At 40.4% G+C, this 22,319-nt stretch carries 13 protein-coding genes and 1 pseudogene; 9 read left to right on the top strand and 5 right to left on the bottom strand.

Features of this window, described 5'->3' with window-relative positions; genetic code table 11:
• Window positions 1-5 precede the first annotated feature (5 nt).
• From H6G06_RS03455 to H6G06_RS03470, 4 genes are read left to right on the top strand one after another with little or no spacing between them, the layout of a single operon-like run.
• On the top strand, window positions 6-818 hold the full coding sequence (locus tag H6G06_RS03455; RefSeq protein WP_190557078.1) for an ion transporter: 813 nt from the start codon (window positions 6-8) through the stop codon (window positions 816-818).
• 32 nt (window positions 819-850) lie between these two features.
• Window positions 851-1,858: a mechanosensitive ion channel family protein gene (locus H6G06_RS03460; protein ID WP_190557080.1), complete on the top strand. Its 1,008-nt coding sequence runs from the start codon at window positions 851-853 to the stop codon at window positions 1,856-1,858.
• A complete protein-coding gene (locus tag H6G06_RS03465) occupies window positions 1,855-3,204 on the top strand; it encodes a DUF2254 domain-containing protein (protein ID WP_190557082.1) in 1,350 nt (449 codons plus the stop codon). Before H6G06_RS03460 ends, H6G06_RS03465 begins: the two co-directional genes overlap by 4 nt.
• Window positions 3,205-3,247: 43 nt before the next feature.
• Entirely contained in the window at window positions 3,248-3,847 is a 600-nt protein-coding gene (locus H6G06_RS03470) for a DUF2238 domain-containing protein (RefSeq protein ID WP_190557084.1), read from the top strand.
• Between the two features lie 123 nt (window positions 3,848-3,970).
• On the opposite strand, the gene H6G06_RS03475 is transcribed toward H6G06_RS03470, so the two are convergent.
• The 5 genes from H6G06_RS03475 to glsA form a co-directional block, all read right to left on the bottom strand.
• On the bottom strand, window positions 3,971-4,423 hold the full coding sequence (locus tag H6G06_RS03475) for a DUF29 domain-containing protein (RefSeq protein ID WP_190557086.1): 453 nt from the start codon (window positions 4,421-4,423) through the stop codon (window positions 3,971-3,973).
• Entirely contained in the window at window positions 4,420-5,235 is an 816-nt protein-coding gene (locus H6G06_RS03480) for a TlyA family RNA methyltransferase (protein ID WP_190557088.1), read from the bottom strand. The genes H6G06_RS03475 and H6G06_RS03480 overlap by 4 nt, the downstream gene beginning before the upstream one ends.
• A 178-nt stretch (window positions 5,236-5,413) precedes the next feature.
• Complete coding sequence (locus H6G06_RS03485; protein WP_190557090.1) at window positions 5,414-9,430, bottom strand: response regulator; 4,017 nt, start codon at window positions 9,428-9,430, stop codon at window positions 5,414-5,416.
• Window positions 9,431-9,676: 246 nt separating this feature from the next.
• Window positions 9,677-11,698, bottom strand: coding sequence for a glycoside hydrolase family 10-like protein (locus tag H6G06_RS03490; protein WP_190557092.1), 2,022 nt, complete (start codon window positions 11,696-11,698; stop codon window positions 9,677-9,679).
• A gap of 90 nt (window positions 11,699-11,788) precedes the next feature.
• The gene (gene glsA, locus H6G06_RS03495) at window positions 11,789-12,760 is read right to left on the bottom strand and encodes a glutaminase A (RefSeq protein WP_190557249.1); all 972 of its coding nucleotides are present in this window, start codon (window positions 12,758-12,760) and stop codon (window positions 11,789-11,791) included.
• Window positions 12,761-13,556: 796 nt separating this feature from the next.
• Between glsA and H6G06_RS03500 the strand changes: the two genes are divergently transcribed.
• The 5 genes and pseudogenes from H6G06_RS03500 to H6G06_RS03520 all read left to right on the top strand — a co-directional run bounded on the left by H6G06_RS03500 (window position 13,557) and on the right by H6G06_RS03520 (window position 22,007).
• Complete coding sequence (locus tag H6G06_RS03500; protein ID WP_190557251.1) at window positions 13,557-14,669, top strand: septal ring lytic transglycosylase RlpA family protein; 1,113 nt, start codon at window positions 13,557-13,559, stop codon at window positions 14,667-14,669.
• Between the two features lie 151 nt (window positions 14,670-14,820).
• The gene (locus H6G06_RS03505) at window positions 14,821-16,440 is read left to right on the top strand and encodes a bifunctional pantoate--beta-alanine ligase/(d)CMP kinase (RefSeq protein ID WP_190557094.1); all 1,620 of its coding nucleotides are present in this window, start codon (window positions 14,821-14,823) and stop codon (window positions 16,438-16,440) included.
• 922 nt (window positions 16,441-17,362) lie between these two features.
• On the top strand, window positions 17,363-17,962 hold the full coding sequence (sodB, locus tag H6G06_RS03510) for a superoxide dismutase [Fe] (protein WP_190557096.1): 600 nt from the start codon (window positions 17,363-17,365) through the stop codon (window positions 17,960-17,962).
• A 244-nt stretch (window positions 17,963-18,206) separates the two neighbouring features.
• Window positions 18,207-19,081 (top strand): annotated as a pseudogene (locus H6G06_RS03515) (efflux RND transporter permease subunit); the annotation flags it as partial.
• A 217-nt stretch (window positions 19,082-19,298) separates the two neighbouring features.
• On the top strand, window positions 19,299-22,007 hold the full coding sequence (locus tag H6G06_RS03520; protein ID WP_190557098.1) for an efflux RND transporter permease subunit: 2,709 nt from the start codon (window positions 19,299-19,301) through the stop codon (window positions 22,005-22,007).
• Window positions 22,008-22,319 lie beyond the last annotated feature (312 nt).

Below are 22,319 nucleotides of genomic sequence, written 5' to 3' on the forward strand. Positions count from 1 at the left end.
ATATTATGAATAGCTCTCAGCTAGAAAAACAAGCCCTAGAAAAAGAACGCATCGAAGTCTTACAGCAGTTAGAAGATTGGCTAGAAACTCCTATGCTGGTGCTGGGCTTTGCGTGGTTAGCACTATTCATCATCGAGATGATCTGGGGGTTAAATTCTTTACTGGAAGCTGTTAGCATCACTATCTGGATTATTTTTATTTTAGATTTTCTGCTGAAACTAGCGATCGCCCCTCATAGAATTTCCTATATCAAAAGCAACTGGCTAACAGTTATTTCTCTGTTTTTGCCAGCACTGCGTACTTTTCGGATTATACGAGTCATAAAAATACTCCGAACAGCACGGGCTGTAAGAGGACTCCAACTGTTACGAGTCATGACTCGTGCTAACAGAAGTATGCGGATTTTAGCAGCAAGTGGGACCCGTCGAGGGTTTAGTTATGTTGTGGCGTTAACAATGATTGTTACTGTACTAGGAGCAGCAGGGATGTATGCGTTTGAGAATGAAGTGCCTGTGGAATCTGGGCTGCACAATTACGGTACTGCTTTATGGTGGACAGCAATGCTGATCACAACGATGGGTTCTGAGTATTGGCCGAAAACGCCCGAAGGTCGGGTGCTTTGTTTTTTCCTAGCATTGTATGCGTTTGCCGTGTTTGGCTATGTGACTGCAACTCTGGCAACGTTCTTTATTGGTCGTGATGCTGATGATGATGAAGCAGAGTTAGCTGGAGCGAAATCTATTCAAGTACTTCAGACTGAAATCGCCGCATTGCGACAGGAAATTCAAGAATTATTGCATCAAAATTCACAGCGTTGATATGAGCAAAAATTAATTACTGAGGAAAGTTCATGAATGCAGAAATCTCCGCAGCTTGGGATAAAGTTCAAAGCATGATTAACGGGTTTATAGTTTTGCTACCTAACCTTCTGTTAGGGTTAATTGTCTTTATAGTCTTTTTGTTTATTGCTGGCAGAATTAAGGTACTGGTTAAGCGGTTAACCCGCAATCGTCGCTCCGCCCGTAATCTTGGATTAGTCCTGGGAAGGTTAGCTCAGGGCATAACCATTTTGATTGGTTTGTTTATCGCCCTTTCCATTGTAATTCCCTCATTCAAAGCAGGTGATTTAGTCCAACTTTTGGGAATTAGTGGTGTTGCAATTGGTTTTGCTTTCCGCGATATTTTACAAAATTTCTTAGCTGGGATTTTAATTCTGTTGACTGAGCCGTTCCAAATCGACGATCAAATTGTTTTTAAAGGCTTTGAAGGAACAGTTGAAAATATCCAAACAAGAGCAACTACAATCAGAACTTATGATGGTAGGCGGATTGTCATTCCGAACTCGGAATTATTTACTAATTCGGTAACTGTCAACACTGCCTTTGATAACCGACGATTAGAGTACGATGTCGGCATTGGCTACGGCGACGACATTGACCGTGCCAAGCAGTTAATGCTAGACGCAATGCTTAGTGTAAATGAAGTTTTAAAAGATCCGGCTCCTGATGTACTAGTAATGGAACTTGCCGAAAGCACTGTTAACATCCGTGTGCGTTGGTGGGTTCATCCACCACGACGCGCAGATAATCTTATTTCGCGGGATAAAGTGATTACTGCAATTAAGAAAACGCTCGTTGCAAACGGCATTGATTTGCCCTTCCCAACTCAACAAATTCTGTTCCACGACCAGACAGAAGAGACAGATGGAAACCGTTCCCGCCAGCGTGAAGGTTGGCCATCTGGTAAAGGTGAAGTACCGAAGCCTCGCCGCATCAGCGATTCACTCAGGTTACTTGCCCAAGTGCGATCTTCACAAGATAACAACGGTAAAGTAGATTCTCAAACCAACGAACAATGAGAAATGTCAAGATAAGCAAACTGTGGGATCAGCTCCACTCAAGTTACTGGTTCATACCGGCGGTTATGGCGGTGGTAGCTACTGCTTTGGCTTTCACAATGCTTAATCTTGACCGCACAGGCAAGGTAAACATTGATTATTGGTGGATTTACACAGGTGGGGCGGATGGAGCGCGATCGCTGTTAGGATCGGTTGCAGGTTCGATGATTAGCGTTGCTGCTACAGCCTTTTCAATTACAATTGTGGCACTTCAGTTGGCTGCTTCCAATTTCGGGCCGCGACTTCTGCGTAATTTTATGCAGGATACAGGTAATCAAATTGTACTAGGCACATTTATTGGTACGTTCATCTACTGCTTGCTTGTACTGCGGACAATTCATGGAAAAGGAGATGGATACGAACAGTATGTGCCACAACTTTCAGTTACAATCGGCACTTTACTGGCAATTATTAGCATTGGTGTATTAATTTATTTTATCCATCATGCTTCAACCATAATTCAGGCATCTCACGTAATCCAAAATGTTAGTGAGGATTTACATTCAGCAATTGAACGGTTATTCCCCGAAAAGATTGGGCATGGTAAACCAGAAGATAGCCTTGGAGTTGAAGAAATTCCCATCTCCTTTGAGGAGGAAGCTTTACCAATTCGAGCTAATGGAACTGGTTATTTACAAGCAATTGATGACGAAGAATTTATGGAAATTGCTTGTAAACATAATTTGCTAATACGCCTTAAGGTTAGACCAGGAAAATTTTTAATTCAAGGTAGCGATTTAGCCCTGGTTTTTCCTCGGAAAAAAGTAAATAAAAAACTTACCAAACAAATCAATGATGCCTTTATTTTGGGCAAAGAACGTACAGAGCAGCAGGATGTAGAATTTCCTATCAATCAGTTAGTAGAAATTGCTCTGCGTGCCATCTCTCCTGCTGTGAATGATCCATTTACTGCAATTCGCTGTATTGACCGAATTAGCGCAGGACTGTGCCACTTAGTTCAACGAGATTTTCCTTCGCCCTATCGCTACGATAAAAATAAAAAATTGCGCTTCATTGCTGAAAGAGTAGATTTTCAAGGATTGGTTGATTGTGCTTTTAACCAAATTCGGCAGTATGGAAAGTCGGATGCAGGAGTAACTATTCGTTTGTTAGAAGCTATAGCTGCAATTGCTACTTACACCAACAGTTCTAAATATCAAGCAAGCCTGCGCCATCATGCTGACATGATTTTAGAAGATAGCCGTGAAGGATTATCACAAGAACAAGACCGCAAAGATGTAGAAGAGAGTTATTATCAGGTCATTAAAAATTTAAATAATGATGGCAATAATAAGGATTGGGATTAATCAGATAATGGCGTTTTAAATTAATAGTTTTGAGGTAATAATTATGAAAATTCTGAATTGGAAAGGTTATCGAATTATCGCATGGATAGGACAGGCTCTACTAACAATTTTTGTCATAGTCGCAGCAGTTCAAGGTAAGTGGTCAAATGCCTTGGGTCTTGCATTCTTCCTTGTTGTATCCTTTGTGTTTGTTATCCGAGATAGTAAATTACCCACTTTATTTGATTTTTTGTTTGTGTTGGCCGCATTGCTCAATGCTACTGGTTGGGTATGGGATTTATTTGGTATGCCAGGCCCCTATGACGAAATTGTTCATGCTTATACGACTTTTGCAATTACCCTAGCACTTAGTTTTTTAGTCTATGGTTCAATGTTGAATATATTTCGGAATCATACACTTTTGTATTTAGTGACAATTGCTAGTTTTGGAATTGCTATTGGTGCTTTGTGGGAAGTCACGGAATGGTCTGCTGGTAAAATTCTCAATACTCAAGTAATTGAAAGCTTGGATGATACAATTATTGATTTAGTTATGGACACTCTCGGTGCTGGATTAGCGGCTTTAATTAGCCTTTGGGCGTTGCGAAAGTGGACAAATCGTAATCCAGAAGCAAACAATTCAACATCTGTTGAAAACACCTAATACCCACCTTCCGCACCCCAAGGCACTGCCTCCTCTTTTTAAGGGGGATTTAGGGGGATCTACAAGTATTAGATACCACACAAAAAAGTTTATAGCTACGCCACGCAAGCTATCAAACATCCTCTAAGGGAAAAATTCACTATCTAATACCTGTTGAGTAGTAAAGGGACATTTCTCTGGGAATATATCAGGTAATAATCCTGTTTCTTCCGCAGCCCAATCTAAAGCGGGAGAGTAACATTCTGCAAAAATACTCTCATAATAATTTTTCAAACTAGGATGTTTTTGGATAGACTTATTAATACGACGGCGATGTTCTTTAATACTTGCTCGCCAACTGCCAGAACGTTTTTCTGGTTGATATTTACATTTTAAGAGATGGGCTATAATTACAATGAGATTGTTTTCTAAAGCATCCTTTAAACTACCGCCCATTTCCTCGATTTCTTCTACTAATAAATCAATATCTAAATTATCAAAATTACGATGTTTTAAATTTTCAATAGTTGACTCTAGCCATAATTGATAATTCTGCTCGTAGAGAGAATTTAAACCAAACTGATTATTACTGATCATTTTGTTACTAACTCCTGCACTGCATTCTTAGTAATTTCTTGGATGACTGCTAAATCTGGTGGTAGTGTTTCGCTTTCCATCCCTAACCATAAAAGATATTCAATATTACCCGCAGGTCCAGTGATGGGAGAAAATGTCAAACCCCGATATTTCCATCCTAATTCTAACGCTGTTCGCAAAACTTGAAAAATGGCATCAGCATGATCTTTTGGCTCACGTACTACACCTTTTTTACCTACACGAGATTTACCCACTTCAAATTGTGGTTTTACTAATAAAATTGCTTCCCTTGGTGCTTGTGTCAAACGCCAAATTGCTGGTAAAACTTTAGTTAAAGAAATAAAGGAAACATCTACAACAGCTAAATCAGGAAATGTTGATCCATCTGTATATAATTGTTCTGGTTGTAATTCCCGTAAATTAGTACGTTCTTTTAAAATAACTCGTTCATCAGTTCTGATTTTCCAGTCAACTTGTCCGTAACCAACATCAATTCCATAAACTTGGGTTGCACCATTTTGTAATAAACAATCTGTAAAACCACCTGTAGATATTCCCCCATCTAAACAAATACGTCCATCGGCGGAAATTCCAAAAAAGGCTAAAGCTTTAGATAGTTTTTCACCACCACGAGAAACAAAGGGAGGACGTTCTTTAACTACTATCTGTGCTGTTGTATCTACCTCAGTTCCAGGTTTATCTATCAGTTGTTCATTTACCCTCACTTCCCCAGCTTGAATCAGTCTTTGTGCTTGCTGACGGGAAGGACATAAACCCAAATCTACTAATAATGTATCTAATCGTTGTTTCATATAGCTGGGAATAGGTAACAGGGAACAGGGAACAGAGTTAAAAATCTTTTAGTGTATGGATTTTTGACGTTAATTGTGTATCTCATTGAAGTGCATACCGCTATATCTGTGAGGGTAGGGAATAGGGAATTCTTGATTTTTCAATCCAAAATCCAAAATCCAAAATTATCCTGACTCCTTATTTTAAATATTTTTCCAACATCTCCCGAACTTGCTGAACACGAATAGGTTTAGTTAGAAAATCATTCATCCCTGCTTGTAAACAAGATTCTCTATCTTTATCTTCTTCATTGGCTGTCATTGCAATAATCACAGGACGTTGATCAGGTTGCCAATGTTTGCAGATTTGGCGTGTTGCTTCTAAACCATCCATTTCTGGCATTTGCATATCCATTAATACTAAATTATAATATTTTTGGTCTAGTGCTGAGATTGCTTCTTTACCATTATTCACAACATCAGCAGAGTAGCCTAAGGTTTGCAAAATACGCAAAGCAACTTTTTGATTTACTAGGTTATCTTCTGCTATGAGAATTTTTACTTCAGATGCTGTTTTAATTGATGTTTCTAATAAAGGAAGATTAAGTTGTTTTGTATGTTTAATTTTATCATCTTCATAAAGATACCGCACCTGTAAAAATTCCGAAATTTTATCAAAAATTATTTGTGCTTGCAATGGTTTACGTACCATCTCATCACAGCCAGCGGCTTTAATTGCGGCTCTTTCTTCTTCAAATACACTAGCAGTTAAGGCAATAATAATTACTGGTTTGTTCTGTTCTTGACTAAGTTGGCGAATTATTTTAGTAGCTGTATAACCATTTATTTCCGGCATTCGCATATCCATCCAAATTAGGTGCGGTTGCCATTCTTGCCATAATGTTATTGCTTCTTTACCATTCTTGGCTTCCCGAACTTCAAAACCAATAGGTTGAAGTAACTTAACTAACAACTGACGATTATTTTCTATGTCATCAGCAATCATAATTCTATAATGAGTTTGGTCGGGAGCCAAAGCCATAATTCTGCGCGTTGATAATGGTGAAGCAACTGCATCAACTAAAACCGAGCGAAAGCGAATTGTAAAGTGAAATATACTACCCTTACCTAAAGTGCTGTCAACGTGAATATCACCTCCCATCAGTTGTACAAATTTACGAGTAATGACTAAACCTAAACCTGTTCCTTGATGAGATTTACGCCCTGATTCAGTTTGGACGAAAGGATTGAAAAGGTGTTTTAATTCTTCTGGAGCAATACCTGTTCCTGTATCTATAACTGCAAATTTTAGAGTATTTTTTTCTTGCGCTTCTACCTTGAAAGTGACACTTCCCTGATGAGTAAATTTAATGGCATTACTGAGCAGGTTCAGGAGAATTTGTCTGAGTTTACCCTTGTCTGTGCGAATACATTGGGGTAAATTTGGGGCTAAATCAAAGTAAAGTTTAATTCCTTTTTCTGTAGCTTTGAGTTGTAGCATTGATTGGAGAGATTCAATCAGTGTAGAAAGATGAAAATTAGTTTTATTAAATGTGATCTTCCCTGCTTCGATTTTTGACATTTCTAAAACATCATTAATTAAAGACAGCAAGTGTTCACCACTGGCAATAATAATATCTAAATTTTCTTTTTGTTCAGCATTGAGAGTCGTATCCCCCTGCATTAATTGAGTGAATCCCAAAATGGCATTTAGGGGGGTTCGTAATTCATGACTCATATTCGCTAAAAATTCGCTTTTGGCACGGTTGGCGGCTTCTGCTGCTTTTTTTGCCTGTGTTAATTCTAATTCCGCCTGTTTGCGCTCAGTAATATCCAGAGCAGTGCCGTGCCAACAAATATCCCCATTCTCGCGGCGTTCTGGTTGGGACGTTGCTTGTAACCATTTCAGTTTACCGGAAGGTGTGATGATGCGCCATTCGTGGCTAAATGTTTCTAAAGTAGAGGCACTACGTTCAACTGCCTGCATATAGCTGGGAACATCTTCAGGATGAAACTGCTTGAAGACAACTGTTGCATCGTTGAGAATCTCCTCAACCTTAGCTTCGTTAATATGTGCGATCGCCTGATTCACATACTCAAAGGTAGTTAAGCCATCAGAACGCATGAGTAAAGAATAAATGACTCCTGGTGAAGAGGTTGCTAGATGTTCTAATTGGGCTTGAGAACGCCGCAAAGCTTCCTCTGTTTGTTTCCGGGTTGTAATATCCCGTACCATGACTAAAACTTCATTGTCATTGAGGGGAGTAATCCGGCTTTCTTCATATTGAATTTTTCCCTCTACCTCAAGTTGCTGTTCGTAGGTTTCAAGTTTACCTGTTTGTAGTGCTTGTTCTACATAATACATTCGCTCTTTTGCTCTGTCGGGGGGTAGGATATCAAAGATATTTTTCCCGTCTCGACTGCGATGAGGATGAATAGGTTGAAATTCGTTACCTACAAAGATATTCTTGTAATTACCATGGCAATCTAAACGCAAAAGTAAGTCAGGAATAGCCGCAATTAAAGCGCGGGTAGTCTGTTCACTCTGACGCAATGAAGCTTCAATTTGTTTGCGCTCGGTGATATCTTTGGCGATAATCATGGCGCATCGCTTTCCATGCAGTTCAATTACTTCTGCGGAAGCTAACAGGGTTCTAATTTCCCCCGATTTCATGCGAAAGTTCAATTCCCAATTATGAATGTAACCATCTGTTTGCATGGCTTGGAAGTAGCGATCGCGGTCTTGGAGATTTGTCCATAAGTTCAATTCCACAGAAGTTTTACCAATGACTTCTTCACGGCTATATCCTGAAACTTCCAAAAAACTTTGATTAACTTCTAAATAACGTCCTGCCTTCAAAGTGGCGATCGCTATCGGGTCAGGACTATTACCAAACAATTTGGTAAATTTGGCTTCTGATTCCTCTAGGGCAACTGCTAAACTAGCAAATGCTTGACGTAGTTGCTCAGACATTAGATTAAAAGATTTTGCCAATTTTGATAATTCTTGAATCGGCAAGCTTTCCGGTATTGTCTGATGAGGATCACCTGTTGTTATTGCCTCACTCATGACAATTAAACGTCGTAGAGGTTTAGTAATCCAACTTGATATAATTGTTGCTAGTGCGATCGCTCCCAACAATGCTCCCACACATAATATAATTGTTGTGCGGCGATTAGCATTAATTTCCGCCATAAAATCATTTTCTGGGACAACCGTTACTACCAACCAATCTAAACCATACTCATCTTGATAAGGCTGAATTTCTACAAAATCGCGTTCTCTTTTTTGATAAAAAATTAGTTTTTCTGGTTTTTTAATTTGCTCAACATTACCAAATTTATGCTTTATTTCCTGGGCTATCTTTTGCGTCAATTGATTTTTACTATCTGAAGCTGCTAGGCGAATAAATTTTTTATTAATATGATTGTATGGCTTTTCTAAAGTAGAGCTTGCTACTAAATCCCCAGATTTTTCGATAATAAAAATTTGCCCGTTGGCCGAAGGTTTCAAATTATTTAAAAAGGTGCTGATATCTTCCAAAATCAGACCTACAGTAAATACTCCTTGCAACTTACCATTTTGATCATAAACAGGCGCAGAAGCATTAATTCCTGCCAAGGAATAATTCATCCAAGGAAAGATTTTCGTCCAATTATTGTTACCAAAATTTTTAGCAACTTTATACCAAGCTGTCCGATGCAATTCAACATCTCTTTTGATCAAAAACTTGGCTAGATTCCCATTTTTATCTGTCACATAAGTATACTGCACCCCGTAATCAGGTTTTTGATTTACAGATACTAATAGTTGTCCTTGATATCTGGCGTAGCCAATAGTATCTCTTTTTTCATTTCCATAACCAATAGTTGTAATAGTTTCAAAAATATGAATTTGTTCCCAAAGATGATGTTGAACTTGCTCAATATCCTCTACATTTAACTCACCTAATTTCACCGCATTCAAATTCAGGCGATTAATTATATGTGGTGTGTTTAAATATTCATTCAGACGGGTTTTAACTTGAACATTGACGCGCTCAATTACCTGCTCTGCTAAATTTGCGACTGCTTTCTGTCCACTTGTAAAGGATAGATACCCGGTTAAACTTACTGCTACCACAATCAGCAGTACAAAGGGAACTACTAATAGTAGTCTGAGGGGAATTCTGTAAAAACGGGAAGTAAACTCAGTCCAGTGGTAGATCAAGCGCATTTAAGTAGGTCAGCTTTTAAGTAGGTAATAAGTATGACCAAAAATCAGATCAATAAGATACAGCAGAAGTCAGGAGTCAGTCATAAAAGCAGGAGTGTGGCATAACTTTCTCAACTATCAGTATGTATAACTAATCATTAGGTTTGCAAATTGCTTTTAGTCTCACTCCAGCCAACTCCAAGAAGAAAAAATCAATTTCCAAGGTAGTTTTAGCTGACTGCTCTTGACCCTGAATGCTTATTTAAATCAATTTACAGTAATTATCACACCCAAACTCTCATTTCCCAACCTATCTACCGCACACACCGCATAAGTCCCCGGTTGTACAGTTGCAAAGGTAGTACCAGCAGACAAAATTCTTTGAATGATCCAATTATCTCCACTTTGACGATAAAGACTCCAAGAACGTACAGGTTGATTATCACCAGTTTGCCAATTCAATCTCCCATCTTGAAATTTCAGTTCTTTAGGAGGAAATGGAGGTGTCATACTTCGCCATGACATAGTAGGAACTATCGCCGGACGGGAATAATAGACTTGTTGAAATTGGTCAGCAATACCTTGGCGGTTATCTTTGATGGAACTCATACTAAAAAAGATATTCCCCAAAGAAAAGTTTGTGGCTAAGTTGCGAGAAATCTGAATCTGCTTTTGAATTTCTGTATTTTTCCAAACCTTACCATCAAGTTGTCCGATATTGTTACCAGCGTAAATATGTCTTTGTTTGGTATTAGCTTCAGTCCACCATTTCAGCAAAACTTCATAACTCTGTTGTGTTTGGTCAGTACGCCAATAAAGTTGGGGGGCTAAATAATCTATCCAACCTGCTTGCAACCATTTTTTAGAGTCAGCATAAAGCACATTATAGGGATCTAAACCAACAATCCCGGCTGGTTGTCCGGGACGATAAATACCAAAGGGACTAATGCCAAATTTAACATGAGATTTGGTCTTTTTAATGCCTTCAGATAAACGCAATACCATTTGATTGACGTTTTCCCGTCGCCAATCTTCTAAGCTGAGTTTACCGCCATTTGCTTTGTAAGTTGCGTAGGTTTTGTGATCAGGGAAAGATTGACCAGATATAGGATATGGGTAAAAATAATCATCTAGATGAATGCCATCTACATCGTAGCGGTTAAGAACATCAATAATGACGTTGTAAGCTCGATCTTGAACGATTTTTGCACCAGGGTCCATCCATAATTGATTACCCCATTGATAAACTACTTCGGGATTAGTTATAGCTATATGGGGACGGACATTAAAACCACTTTTGGTAGTAGTTTTGGCACGGTAAGGATTGAACCAAGCATGAAGTTCAATATTGCGTTTATGACATTCAGCGATCGCAAATTCTAAAGGATCATAAAATGGTTCTGGTGCTTTTCCCTGAGTTCCCGTAATCCAAGCACTCCAAGGTTCTAACGCCGAAGCATATAAAGCATCCCCTTCTGGCCGCACCTGTAAAATCAAAGCATTGAAATTTAAAGACTGTAATTGTTTAATAATTTCCAGTAGTTCCGTTTTCTGCTGTTCAACAGCCAGTCCAGGTTTAGAAGGCCAATCACTATTCCACACAGTTGTCACCCAAGCACCCCGAAACTCGCGGTTATGACTTACCTTCACAGTAGGGGTAGTGGGTTGAGTTGGCGATGATGGCGGTACTACAATATATTCAGAAGCAATTTTTTCCGCCCTCCCCAGATATACCAAAGCTTGATATACCATCACAGATACATCAGCACGAGTAGCAGCCATTTTGGGGTTGAGTAATTTGATATTGGGATAACTAGTCACCCAATCGACACGAGTGGCGATCGCTACCTGATTGATCCCATAGTTAGGAATTGCCGCCGCATCTTGATAGATTTCTGGTAATTTACTTAATAGGTCAGGCTGGACTTGACTACCAATTCCCAAACCATTGACCATAGCAACTAAAATATCACCCCTGGAAATACTATCATTAGGCCGAAAAGTCTGATCAGGGTAGCCAACCAGAAAACCTGTTTCGTAAACCTTTTTAATTGCACTGTTAGCCCAGAATGTAACAGGGACATCTCCAAAAGGTACATATTCCCGTTTTTTAGTCACCGTAAATACAGAAGCTATGATAGCCGCAAACTCAGCACGGGTAACGGGATAATCAGGGCGAAAAGTCCCATCTCGATATCCATTAACAATGCGACGCTGGGCTAAAGCCTGAATAAATAAACGCGCCCAATGATTTTGAATATCGGGAAATGATCCAGAAGTAGATACCATTATTTATTGTTAGTAGATTAACATCCACTGTTAATTTAGCAACAGAAGGCAGGGGGCTAGTAACTGAGATAGAAAATCAATAATTACCAATTACCAATTACCTGCACACTCAAACAAATGCAACCCCAACCGTTGTGATAGTTCTTCGCACACCTTCACCCCCCGCAGGCTATTACCCCGCGCATCTAGCAGAGGTGAAAACACACCAATTCCCATCTGGCCGGGAACAACAGCGATAATTCCCCCACAAACGCCACTTTTCGCCGGAATACCAATTTTATAAGCCCATTCACCCGCAAAGTTGTACATCCCACAGGTGTACATCACACTCAATATATCTTTGATATAACAACTATCTACCGCTTTCTCCTTGCTAATTGGGTTCACTCCTTTATTAGCGAGAGTAGCTGCCATCACGGCTAAATCTCGACAATTTACCATCACAGAACATTGTTGAAAATATAAATCCAGTGCTTCTTCAATATTTTGGTCAATCATGCCAAAATTTAGCATAAGATGGGCAGTAGCTCGGTTACGGTGTCCCGTGCTGCGTTCGGAAGTAAATACCGAAATATCCACAAACACATCCCGACCAATATAGCGCCGATACATTTCTAATAAGCGGTTAAGGCGTTCTGTAGCACCATTACCTTTAATCAAGCTGGTAGTGGCTATAGCCCCAGCATTTACCATTGGGTTATAGGGTCGCTTTGATTGTTCATCAAGGATAATGGCATTAAATGCCTCTCCAGTCGGTTCTACCCCCACCCTAGTTAACACATAATCCCGTCCATGATCTTCTAAAGCTTGTCCATAGACAAACACCTTGGAAATCGACTGGATAGTAAATAGCTGTTGATAATCACCGACTTCATAAATCTGACCATCCGTAGTAGCGATACAAATGCTAAACAAGTTGGGGTTTACTTTTGCCAGTTCGGGAATGTATTTTGCTACTGTACCCTCTTGCAGAGATTTGTACTGGGAATGCAAATCTTTGAGAACTTCCGAAAATGGTGATGAACCTATTTCTTGATCTTGTGAGTTTGCCATAAGGCTAATAACTTGCTAATAACTATCATAATTGATGGATTAGTTCTGGTCAGCAGTAGTAAAGTAATCTTTAATACATCAAAAACTAGACTTTACAAGTTGACGACCCTGATTTATTCTCCCATCATTGCTTTTTTTTGAGCAGAAAAAATTCTTACTGTCATTACAACTATTTTTACAACCGTAATTATACTTTAGTAATGAAAATAGTCTATACTAAAACTTTTGTAAATTATGGGCTAAATTTGTATTAAAAAACACAAGTCATTGATATTTATTAGAACGCTCATCACAAATAGTTTCATCTCAAAAAATTAATTAATTATGATTAATATGGAAATTTTCTCACATTAATTAATAAATAACTCTTAAGTGTAAATACGCATAAATGTAATTGATATTTATATTTATTTACCCAAAATTAACTGTTTATTAAGTTAAATCTATCACCTAAGCTTAAATATTGTCCGTCTAACGATCAGGTTAGTAGACAACTCGTTTAACATCAGCCTAATATTTAGTTTTCATAAAAAATTATTCATATCCCGAAAAAAAATGTTACATATCCAAAAACCTTATTCGCAAAAGGTTTTGACCCAGAAAATCGAATGTGAAGAGGGGAGACCTGAACAAGACTTACGCTAAAACCCTGATCCCCAAGCCCAAAAGTTCATGTTACTCTGTTGCAGTTATAAACAAAAAGTGAAAGCGGAACGAGTTCAAGTTTCAGGGTCTATCACCATCACAGGTGAAAAACCCACGAATTAAAAAACTAAAGTTCTACAGTCGCTTTAAAATCGGACGCATGAATCAAAGACATTTGTGGACTACTGTCGCTGTGTTTCTGTCTGTTTTGGGTCTACCCTCAGTGGGTCGTACTCAAACCATTAAGGGAAACGCTCCAACTTACCAAGCATCTGCTATAGCTGATGCAGTGAAAGTGGGAGAGTACCAATCCCCGAAACCGAAACCTACCTTGGATGCTGTGAACACACAAATTCATCCTCACAGCGTTGAAGGCCGTCAAGCGGCAACCCTTTACATCCGAAATATTCCTGTTCTTACATTTCTAAGTTCTGCACCAGTTACTCATGCAGAAACAAAAGTGGGAACAATTGGAAATAGTGAGGGCGTTAAATCTTATGCCCTTGCCGCTAGTCACTCAGCCAAGGTAGCGAGTCTGGGGAGTGTGATGGATGTGAGCAAATCGCCTAGCTCCATTATTGCCAATGACCCAGTTCAGAGAGCCAGCTTAGTAGCCTCTAAAATCAACCGTTTGATTCGGGATAACGCAGACGCAAGCCAAATTACCGTAAGTTGGAAAACAGGGGAAAAATCTCCAGTCAACAATAATAATAAAGCCCAAGACAAAAGCTACTCTGTTCAACAACAGCTAGATCGCTACACCATCAAAATCAACGGTAAAGAATTGGTGGAAATCAATGCTGCCACCCAACTAGCAGATAGTACCAGAAATCCAGCACAAGATGCTTTACAAGCAACCAATCGCCTACGGAGACTCATAGGTAACGCATCTCCCATCAGCGAAATTGCTAACTTACCAGCAAATACAACCATCTCCATGCCCAAGCTACCTCAACAGGTTGCTATTCGTGGAATAAAACTCAACTTCAAGGGTCTAGCTTCTTGGTATGGTTATGATTGGGCTGGTAGGAAAACTGCCAATGGGGAGAGATTTAATCCCGAAGCAATGACAGCAGCCCATCGTAGTTTACCCATGGGTACAAAAGTTCGTGTGACTAACACCCGGAATGGCCAGTCTGTGGTTGTGCGAATCAATGACCGTGGTCCATACATCGGTGGTCGAATTATTGACCTTTCTCTGGGTGCAGCCCGGATTTTAGGAATGATGAACAGTGGAGTTGCTCCAGTGCGTATTGATGTGCTGGGAAGATAACACGCTTCCTCAAACAAACTCCTTTTCGCTCTTCACTATTGTTTAATTCCCCTGGTTCACTAATTCCTTACCCCGATTATGGTTTGCGCCAAGCTGCGCTATTAGATATAAACTAACGGGGGAGAGGATAGAGAAGAACTAGGGGAATTTTGTGCGCCTGCTGACAACAGTTGCAGCTTTACGCTGTTATTTAAATCAACGTCGCTGGGAAAGCAATCTCAAGCTTTCAGAGGAGCTATTGCTTGATGAGCAGACTACCTGGTATCCGACAGAAATTGGTTTAGTCCCGACTATGGGAGGGCTGCATCAAGGTCATCTTAGCCTCATTGAAAAGGCTAGGCAAGAAAATTCTACGGTGATTGTGAGTATTTTTGTCAATCCCCTACAATTTGGTCCTAATGAGGATTATCAACGCTATCCTCGTGCTATAGAGCAAGACCAACAATTGTGTGAACAAGCTGGAGTAGATGCGATTTTTGCCCCTACTCCGGAAGAAATGGGAATTTCTCCGAAGAATATACAAGAAACTCAAGTGACACAAGTAATCCCTCCATCTGGTATGATAAGTAGCTTGTGTGGTAGATATCGGCCGGGTCATTTTCAAGGTGTGGCGACGATTGTCACCAAGCTTTTCAATTTGGTACAGCCTGACCGAGCCTACTTTGGTCAAAAAGATGGTCAGCAACTGGCAATTATTAAACGTCTGGTGGCTGATTTAAATTTGCCGGTGGAGATTGTTGCTTGTCCAACGGTGCGGGAAGTGTCGGGCTTGGCTTTGAGTTCTCGTAATCAATATTTGACTGCAACGGAAAAAGAGCAGGCAACAGTGTTATATAAAGGCTTGCAGCAAGCTGAGGCGGCGTTTCGTGCTGGCGTTCGCAACAGTAGTCAGCTGATAGCATTGGTGTGGGCAGAAATCGCAAAGATCAGCACTATCTATGTTGAATATATTGAATTGGTTGAACCGACTACATTGATGTTTTTAGCAAAAGTTGAGGAGGAAGGAATGCTGGCGATCGCAGCCCGTCTTGGTTCTACACGTTTGATTGATAATACCATCTTGCGCGATGTCTACAACGGGCTACGCCAACCTATTATCGCCATTGATGGTCCTGCTGGTGCTGGTAAGTCTACTGTGGCTCGCCAAGTGGCATCCGAGTTGGGTTTAGTGTATTTAGATACGGGTGCTATGTACCGGGCTATCACTTGGCTAGTGCTACAAACAGGTATTGCTATTAATGATGAGTGTGCAATCACCGAATTAGCAAGCCAGTGTAACATTGAACTGACTCCCAGCCACAATCTCGAAACTCCCGTGCGAGTATGGATTAATGGTAATGATGTCACTCAAGAAATTCGCACCATTGAGGTAACATCTCAAGTATCAGCGATCGCCGCTCAAAGTGCAGTCCGCAAAGCACTGGTTAAACAGCAGCAAAGCTGGGGTAAAAAAGGTGGTTTGGTAGCTGAAGGCCGAGACATCGGTACTCATGTTTTCCCGGATGCAGAAGTGAAAATCTTCCTAACTGCTTCTGTTGGTGAACGTGCGCGTCGTCGTCAGCAAGATTTTACCAAACAAGGTCAACCCGAAGTCAGTTTAGAGCAGTTGGAACGAGATATTGCAGAACGCGACTACAAAGATAGCACTCGCAAAATTTCCCCCTTACAAAAAGCAGCAGATGCAGTGGAAGTGCAAACTGATGGACTCACCCCGTCTGAAGTAGCAGCGCAAATTGTTAATTATTACCAAGATCGTTTGTCTCATCGGTAATTTCTCTAATTTCCTGTTGGTCTTGGATTTGAATAGAGGCTCATCCAAATCTGCAAATCCCCAAAACTCAACCTGAAATCAAATTTATTGCATGAAGTAGGGGTTTAGCAATGCTAAACCCCCACAGAGTAAGGGAACTGTGAACAAAGAATAGGGAAAAGATTTGTAACACAAATCAAATAAAAGTGCTATACAGCAGATTGCAGATCAATGAGGCTTCGCCGTGAGCGTCAGCCGATAGCTTGCGTGGCGTAGCCATACGGTACAGAATCTAAATTGAAACCTATACACAAAACCAGTTTTACTCCTGGCTCCTGCTGTATGTTCAATTGCCAAGATATAAGTATAGTAATGAATATTTTTAAAGTCTTTAAATCATAATTCATCTAACTAAAGACATATTTTAAATATTATTTTTTGATTGTTACATATCAAAACTATAGCAATCCTATCTGATTTGTATTTGCGTAGCGTGCAGTACACATAAATCACTCAAGCATAGATCCCCATTTTCTCCCATAAGTAGGGGATCTTTCTATTCAGAAATAATTTAGGCCTGTTATCCATAAATCGAGCATACCAACAAAAAATTAACCCATATTTAACCCCTCCTGAGTAAGAGGTGATTATACTTGATCTGTGCATATTTGGAAATCTGAATTTGAGGATAGATCTTCTGCAAACAGCTAATTAACTGAGCCGATAAACCATTAGCAATTTTTATTTATAACCATAAATCTCTCAAAATTTGACTTATTCCCAAAGTCCTGTGGTTTAACTTTCACTTTGGTAGTAAAATAACCGTGTTAAGTTTTATGTCCCCAGATCAAGGATATAAAACTGAATCAATGCAAAACCTGTAATTTTCTGGATTTCGGCAATAGCTGGGAACTGGAAAACAGTAAAGAGAGGATTTTAAAAGATGGCATTTTCACAGCTTCCACTACCCTTCGACTTTAATGCACTAGAGCCTTATGGCATGAAAGGTGAAACCTTTGAATATCACTATGGTAAGCATCACAAAGCTTATGTAGACAACCTCAACAAGCTCACCGATGGTACAGAACTTGCTGATAAGTCCCTGGAAGAGGTAATCCAAATTTCCTTTAAAGACTCCTCTAAAGTTGGTATCTTCAACAACGCGGCTCAAGTTTGGAATCATACCTTCTTTTGGAACTCACTCAAACCCGCTGGTGGTGGCGCACCCACAGGTGAACTAGCTGCTAAGATTGACAAAGATTTTGGTAGCTTTGACAAATTCAAAGAAGAATTTTCTACTGCGGCTGCAACCCAGTTTGGTAGCGGTTGGGCTTGGTTGATTGATGATGGTGGTACACTCAAGGTCATCAAGACACCAAATGCAGAAAACCCCCTAGCACATGGTAAAAAGGCACTTCTCACCCTGGACGTTTGGGAACACGCCTACTACATCGACTACAGAAATGCTCGTCCAGCATTCATCAAAAATTACTTGGATCAACTGGTTAACTGGGAATTTGCGGCCGCAAATCTAGCTGCTTAATCAGCTAAATAAAGTTAATAATGACAGTCCCCATGCCTAGCTGGCAGGGGATTTTTAATGAATGCAGGGAATAGGCAACGGGGGAGATGGGGAGAATAATTACATCCTGCCTTCTGCTTTCTGCGTTCTGGTAGCATAACTATAGCCATGGACAGGGTGGTTAGGACATCAATTGATAATGAAACTCCCACTACAAAAGGGTTTTACTCCTGACTCCTGCTATAAATGATGTGTCAGCCGCACGATAATTAATCCGTTTTTGTGGAATTGGCAAGCACCGCTGATTTTCGCTTTAGCAATTCCCATTTCTTTCTTAGTCCCGCCGCATAGACGACGGGGCAACTCCGCGCCAAGCAGCCCTGATAGCTACTAATGAGATTGGCTTAACAGTCACTGCTGCCACTTTCATCGCAGTGGCAGTATTTCTGCTTATTGGTTTGATGGGTGGCGTGGTTGGCCAATTCTTCAAACCCTTTGGCATTAATGTTTCGGCTGCTATGCTCACATCTTTATTACTGGCGCGGACTTTATCCCCTGTATTGGCAATTTATTGGCTCAAACCCTCAAAATCTCATTCTCCTCGGCGAGAAAAGCAGATTGGGGTGCGATTTGACCAAATTTACTGCAACTTGCTCGCCTGGTCTTTAAACCACCATTGGCTATTTGTCGGTTTAGCCGTTCTCAGCCTAGTTGGTGGTTTTGCCCTGATTCCCCTGATTCCCAAAGGCTTTATTCCCAAACTTGACCGAGGCGAGTTTAATGTCTATACCTCTCCTTTGCCTAGTGTTCCTGATCCCCGACTATTGGCGCAAGCAGGACAAGGACAACTACCAAAACCAGGAAGGCTACCGGGACAAGGAGGAACGAACACAAGAGGACAAATAAATTCCTCTTCTTCTGCTGCTTTCGCTGCTTTATCATCTCCAATTCCTCTTCCTAATCCTTTAAATGATTCTCTGGATGTTGCTAAGAAACTGGAAGCAGTGGTGAGAAAGTCTTCCCCAGTGGAAACTGTGTTTACCTGGTACAACTACAAGTGTAGAAGATATTAAATTTGTGGATACTGGGGGGCAGAAACCTTTGCAGTTGGCTTTGCAAGGTGATAATCTGGCAGCTTTGATTGAAGGAGGAGCAAATCAAAAGGGGACGCACCCTACAAGAGATGTTTGATGTGATACTTGCGTAAGTCCTAAAGGTAATGTTTTTAAAATTGAACATCGGCACTGCAATCCTCGCGATTGCTCATCTTAGCCATTTGCAAAACTGTCCAAAATGTGAGTCATTAATGTAGCATGACAAATGATTGTGTCTGCCACAAGATGATTGATTTTCCAAGATGGTACAGAATAATAACTCAAAATCCGCACGCGAAGTTTTTAATATATCCAGATGGGCAATTAAATTTTCGTGGTTGACGGTGTGTTTTTGGATCGGGGTGACAGTAGCGGGTATTCTCGCTTTCGGTTCTCTCAAATACGCTTTGTTTCCAGATATTACTTTTCCGGTGGTGGTGGTAAATGCCCAAGCACCCCTAACTTCTGCTTTAGATACAGAAGCCAAGTTAACTAAGCCACTGGAAGAAAGCCTCAAGTCCCTGGAAGGAATTGATAATATCCGTTCCTCAACTTATCCGGGGCAAAGTGCTGTTAGCCTATTGTTTGCAGTTGGTACAAATTTAGAAACTTCTACTGAGAAAACGAAGAGCGCCCTGAAGGAGTTAAAACTACCTGAAGGTGCTAATTATAAGATTATTCCTTTAAACCTGAATGAGTCATCAGTGATTAGTTATGCCATTGAGAGTCAGTCAGGAAATTTGGGTGATTTGCAAAAATTGGCCAATGAGAAAATTTTACCAGCGATCGCTAAATTACCAGGAGTTCTCAAAGTCTCACTGTTGGGCGCTCCTCCAAAATCGCCTCCTCTCAATCCTACCAATGCCACGGCGGCTTTAACTCCAGGGGGAGCAAATTTAGTCAGATTTAATGGTCAAGATGTACTAGCATTTCAAGTCATCAAACGTGGCGATGCTAACACCTTAGAAGTAGTGAGTCGAGTTGAACAGGAAGTACAAAACCTGCGTTCTACCTTGAAGGATGTCAAACTTACCCTAGCAGCTACCCAAGCAGAATATATCCGCCAAGCTACCAAATCAACCATAGATGCGTTGATAGAAGCTATCATCTTGGCAGTTGTGGTAATTTTCCCATTTTTATGGAATTGGCGAGCCACTTTGATTTCTGCTTTAGCAATTCCCACATCTTTGTTGGCGACGTTTATCGTTATGGCGATTTTCGGCTTTAACCTAGAAACGATCACGTTGTTAGCTTTGGCTTTAGTTATTGGTAGTGTGATTGATGATGCCATCATTGATGTAGAAAACATCTTGCGGCACATCGAAGAAGGGCAAAGTCCCCGCGAAGCTGCACACTTAGCTACCGATGAAATTGGCTTAACAGTCGTTGCCACAACTGCCACAGCCGTAGCAGTATTCTTACCTATTGGTTTGATGGGTGGAGTAGTCGGGCAGTTTTTCGAGCCATTCGGGATCACAGTTTCCGCCTCCTATATTGCTTCTACATTGGTGGCTCGGACTTTATCTCCGGTGTTATCTATTTATTGGCTCAAGCCAGCTACGACAACGTCCCAACGCAAAGACCTAAAAATTGGGGTTTATTTTACCGAAGCTTATCGCAATTTACTTTCTTGGTCTTTGAATCACCGCAAAATAGTTATTGCCTTAGCTGTACTCAGTTTTATTGCTGGAATTGCCCTAATTCCCCTTATTCCCAAGGGTTTTATTCCCAAATTAGATCGCGGTGAATTCAACATTACCTACACAGCACCTCTGCCGAAAATACCGGATTTGGCGGCGTTACAGCTAGGAAGCAGGGGAGCAGGGAGCAGGGAGCAGGGGGGAAATAATTTCCCAGTCCCCAGTCCCCAGTCACCAATACCTATTCCCAACCCTCTTAATGATTCTTTAGAGGTGGCGAAAAAACTAGAAGCAGAGGTGAGAAAATTCCCAGATGTGGAAACAGTATTTACTACTGTCGGTTCTCGTGGGGGTGAACCAAATAAGGGAACTCTCTATGTCAAACTGAAAAAAGACCGCACGATTAAAACGGCAGAATTACAAGACCAATTACGGCAAACTTTGCCTCAACTTCCTGGTGTAAATACCAGTGTGGAAGATATTCAATTTGTGGATACTGGTGGAGAAAAACCTTTACAGGTGGCACTTCGCGGTAATGATCTCAAAGCTTTGAATCAAGCAGCTAAGACTATTAAAGACCGCATTACCAAAATCCCAGGATTTGCAGATGTCACAGTTACAGGAGATACAAACAATGCAGATCAGGTTTTTCAAATTGAACGACTGAACCAGCAACGGGTAGCATATATCAGTGCTAACTTGGGTCAGGGTTTAACTTTGGGTGATGCTACAGATAAAATAGTTGCGGAAGCGAAAGGCGTTTTACCTGCTGATATCACTTTAGGTTTAGGTGGAGATTCTGCCCGACAAAATGAGGTTTTTAGTAGTTTTATTTCTACTTTGATTTTATCGGCTTTGTGTATCATCGTTGTGTTGATTTTACTGTTCAAAAGCTGGGTAGATCCGTTAGTGATTGGCGTTTCCTTACCTTTAGCTGTGGTGGGAGCAATGTTAGCATTACTCTTGACTAAGAGTGATTTTGGCATGATTTCGCTGATTGGTTTTGTGTTCTTATTAGGACTGGCAAATAAAAACGCTATTGTCTTGGTAGATTACATTAATCAGTTACGTCAATCAGGTTTGGAACGCACGGAAGCAATTCTCAAAGCTGGCCCAGTTAGACTCAGACCAATTATGATGACTACTGTCTCTACTCTTTTAGGGATGTTACCTATTGCTTTGGGTTTTGGTGCGGGTTCAGAGTTGCGATCGCCTATGGCTGTTGCTATTGCTGGCGGTTTGGTTACTTCTACGATCCTTAGCTTAATTGTTGTGCCGGTTGTCTATGCAATTTTAGATGATTGGTTTCCCAGGAAAAATATGAAAAAATGAGTTTAATATCCCCGACTTCTGATTACAACCTTCTCATTTACCAAGATGAAAGTGATAGAAGTCGGGGATCTGATCTTGGTTTTATGATTTTTTGTGTGATAGCGTAGCGTGGCGAAGCCATATCAGGATTTACAGGATTTGAGGATTTACAAAATGTTTGTTTGTGGTATGATTTTTGTGTCTGAATTCTTATTCTGCCGTTTTCAAATTTCAAAAAAATTTCAAAATTAAAAAAAAAAATTCGTTTTTTTGGTGTCTAACCCCGTTGACTTTTTCGCCTAGACTTGATATTCTAATAATGAGAATATATGC

Origin of the sequence: Anabaena sphaerica FACHB-251 (assembly GCF_014696825.1) — a bacterium.
Taxonomy (GTDB): domain Bacteria; phylum Cyanobacteriota; class Cyanobacteriia; order Cyanobacteriales; family Nostocaceae; genus RDYJ01.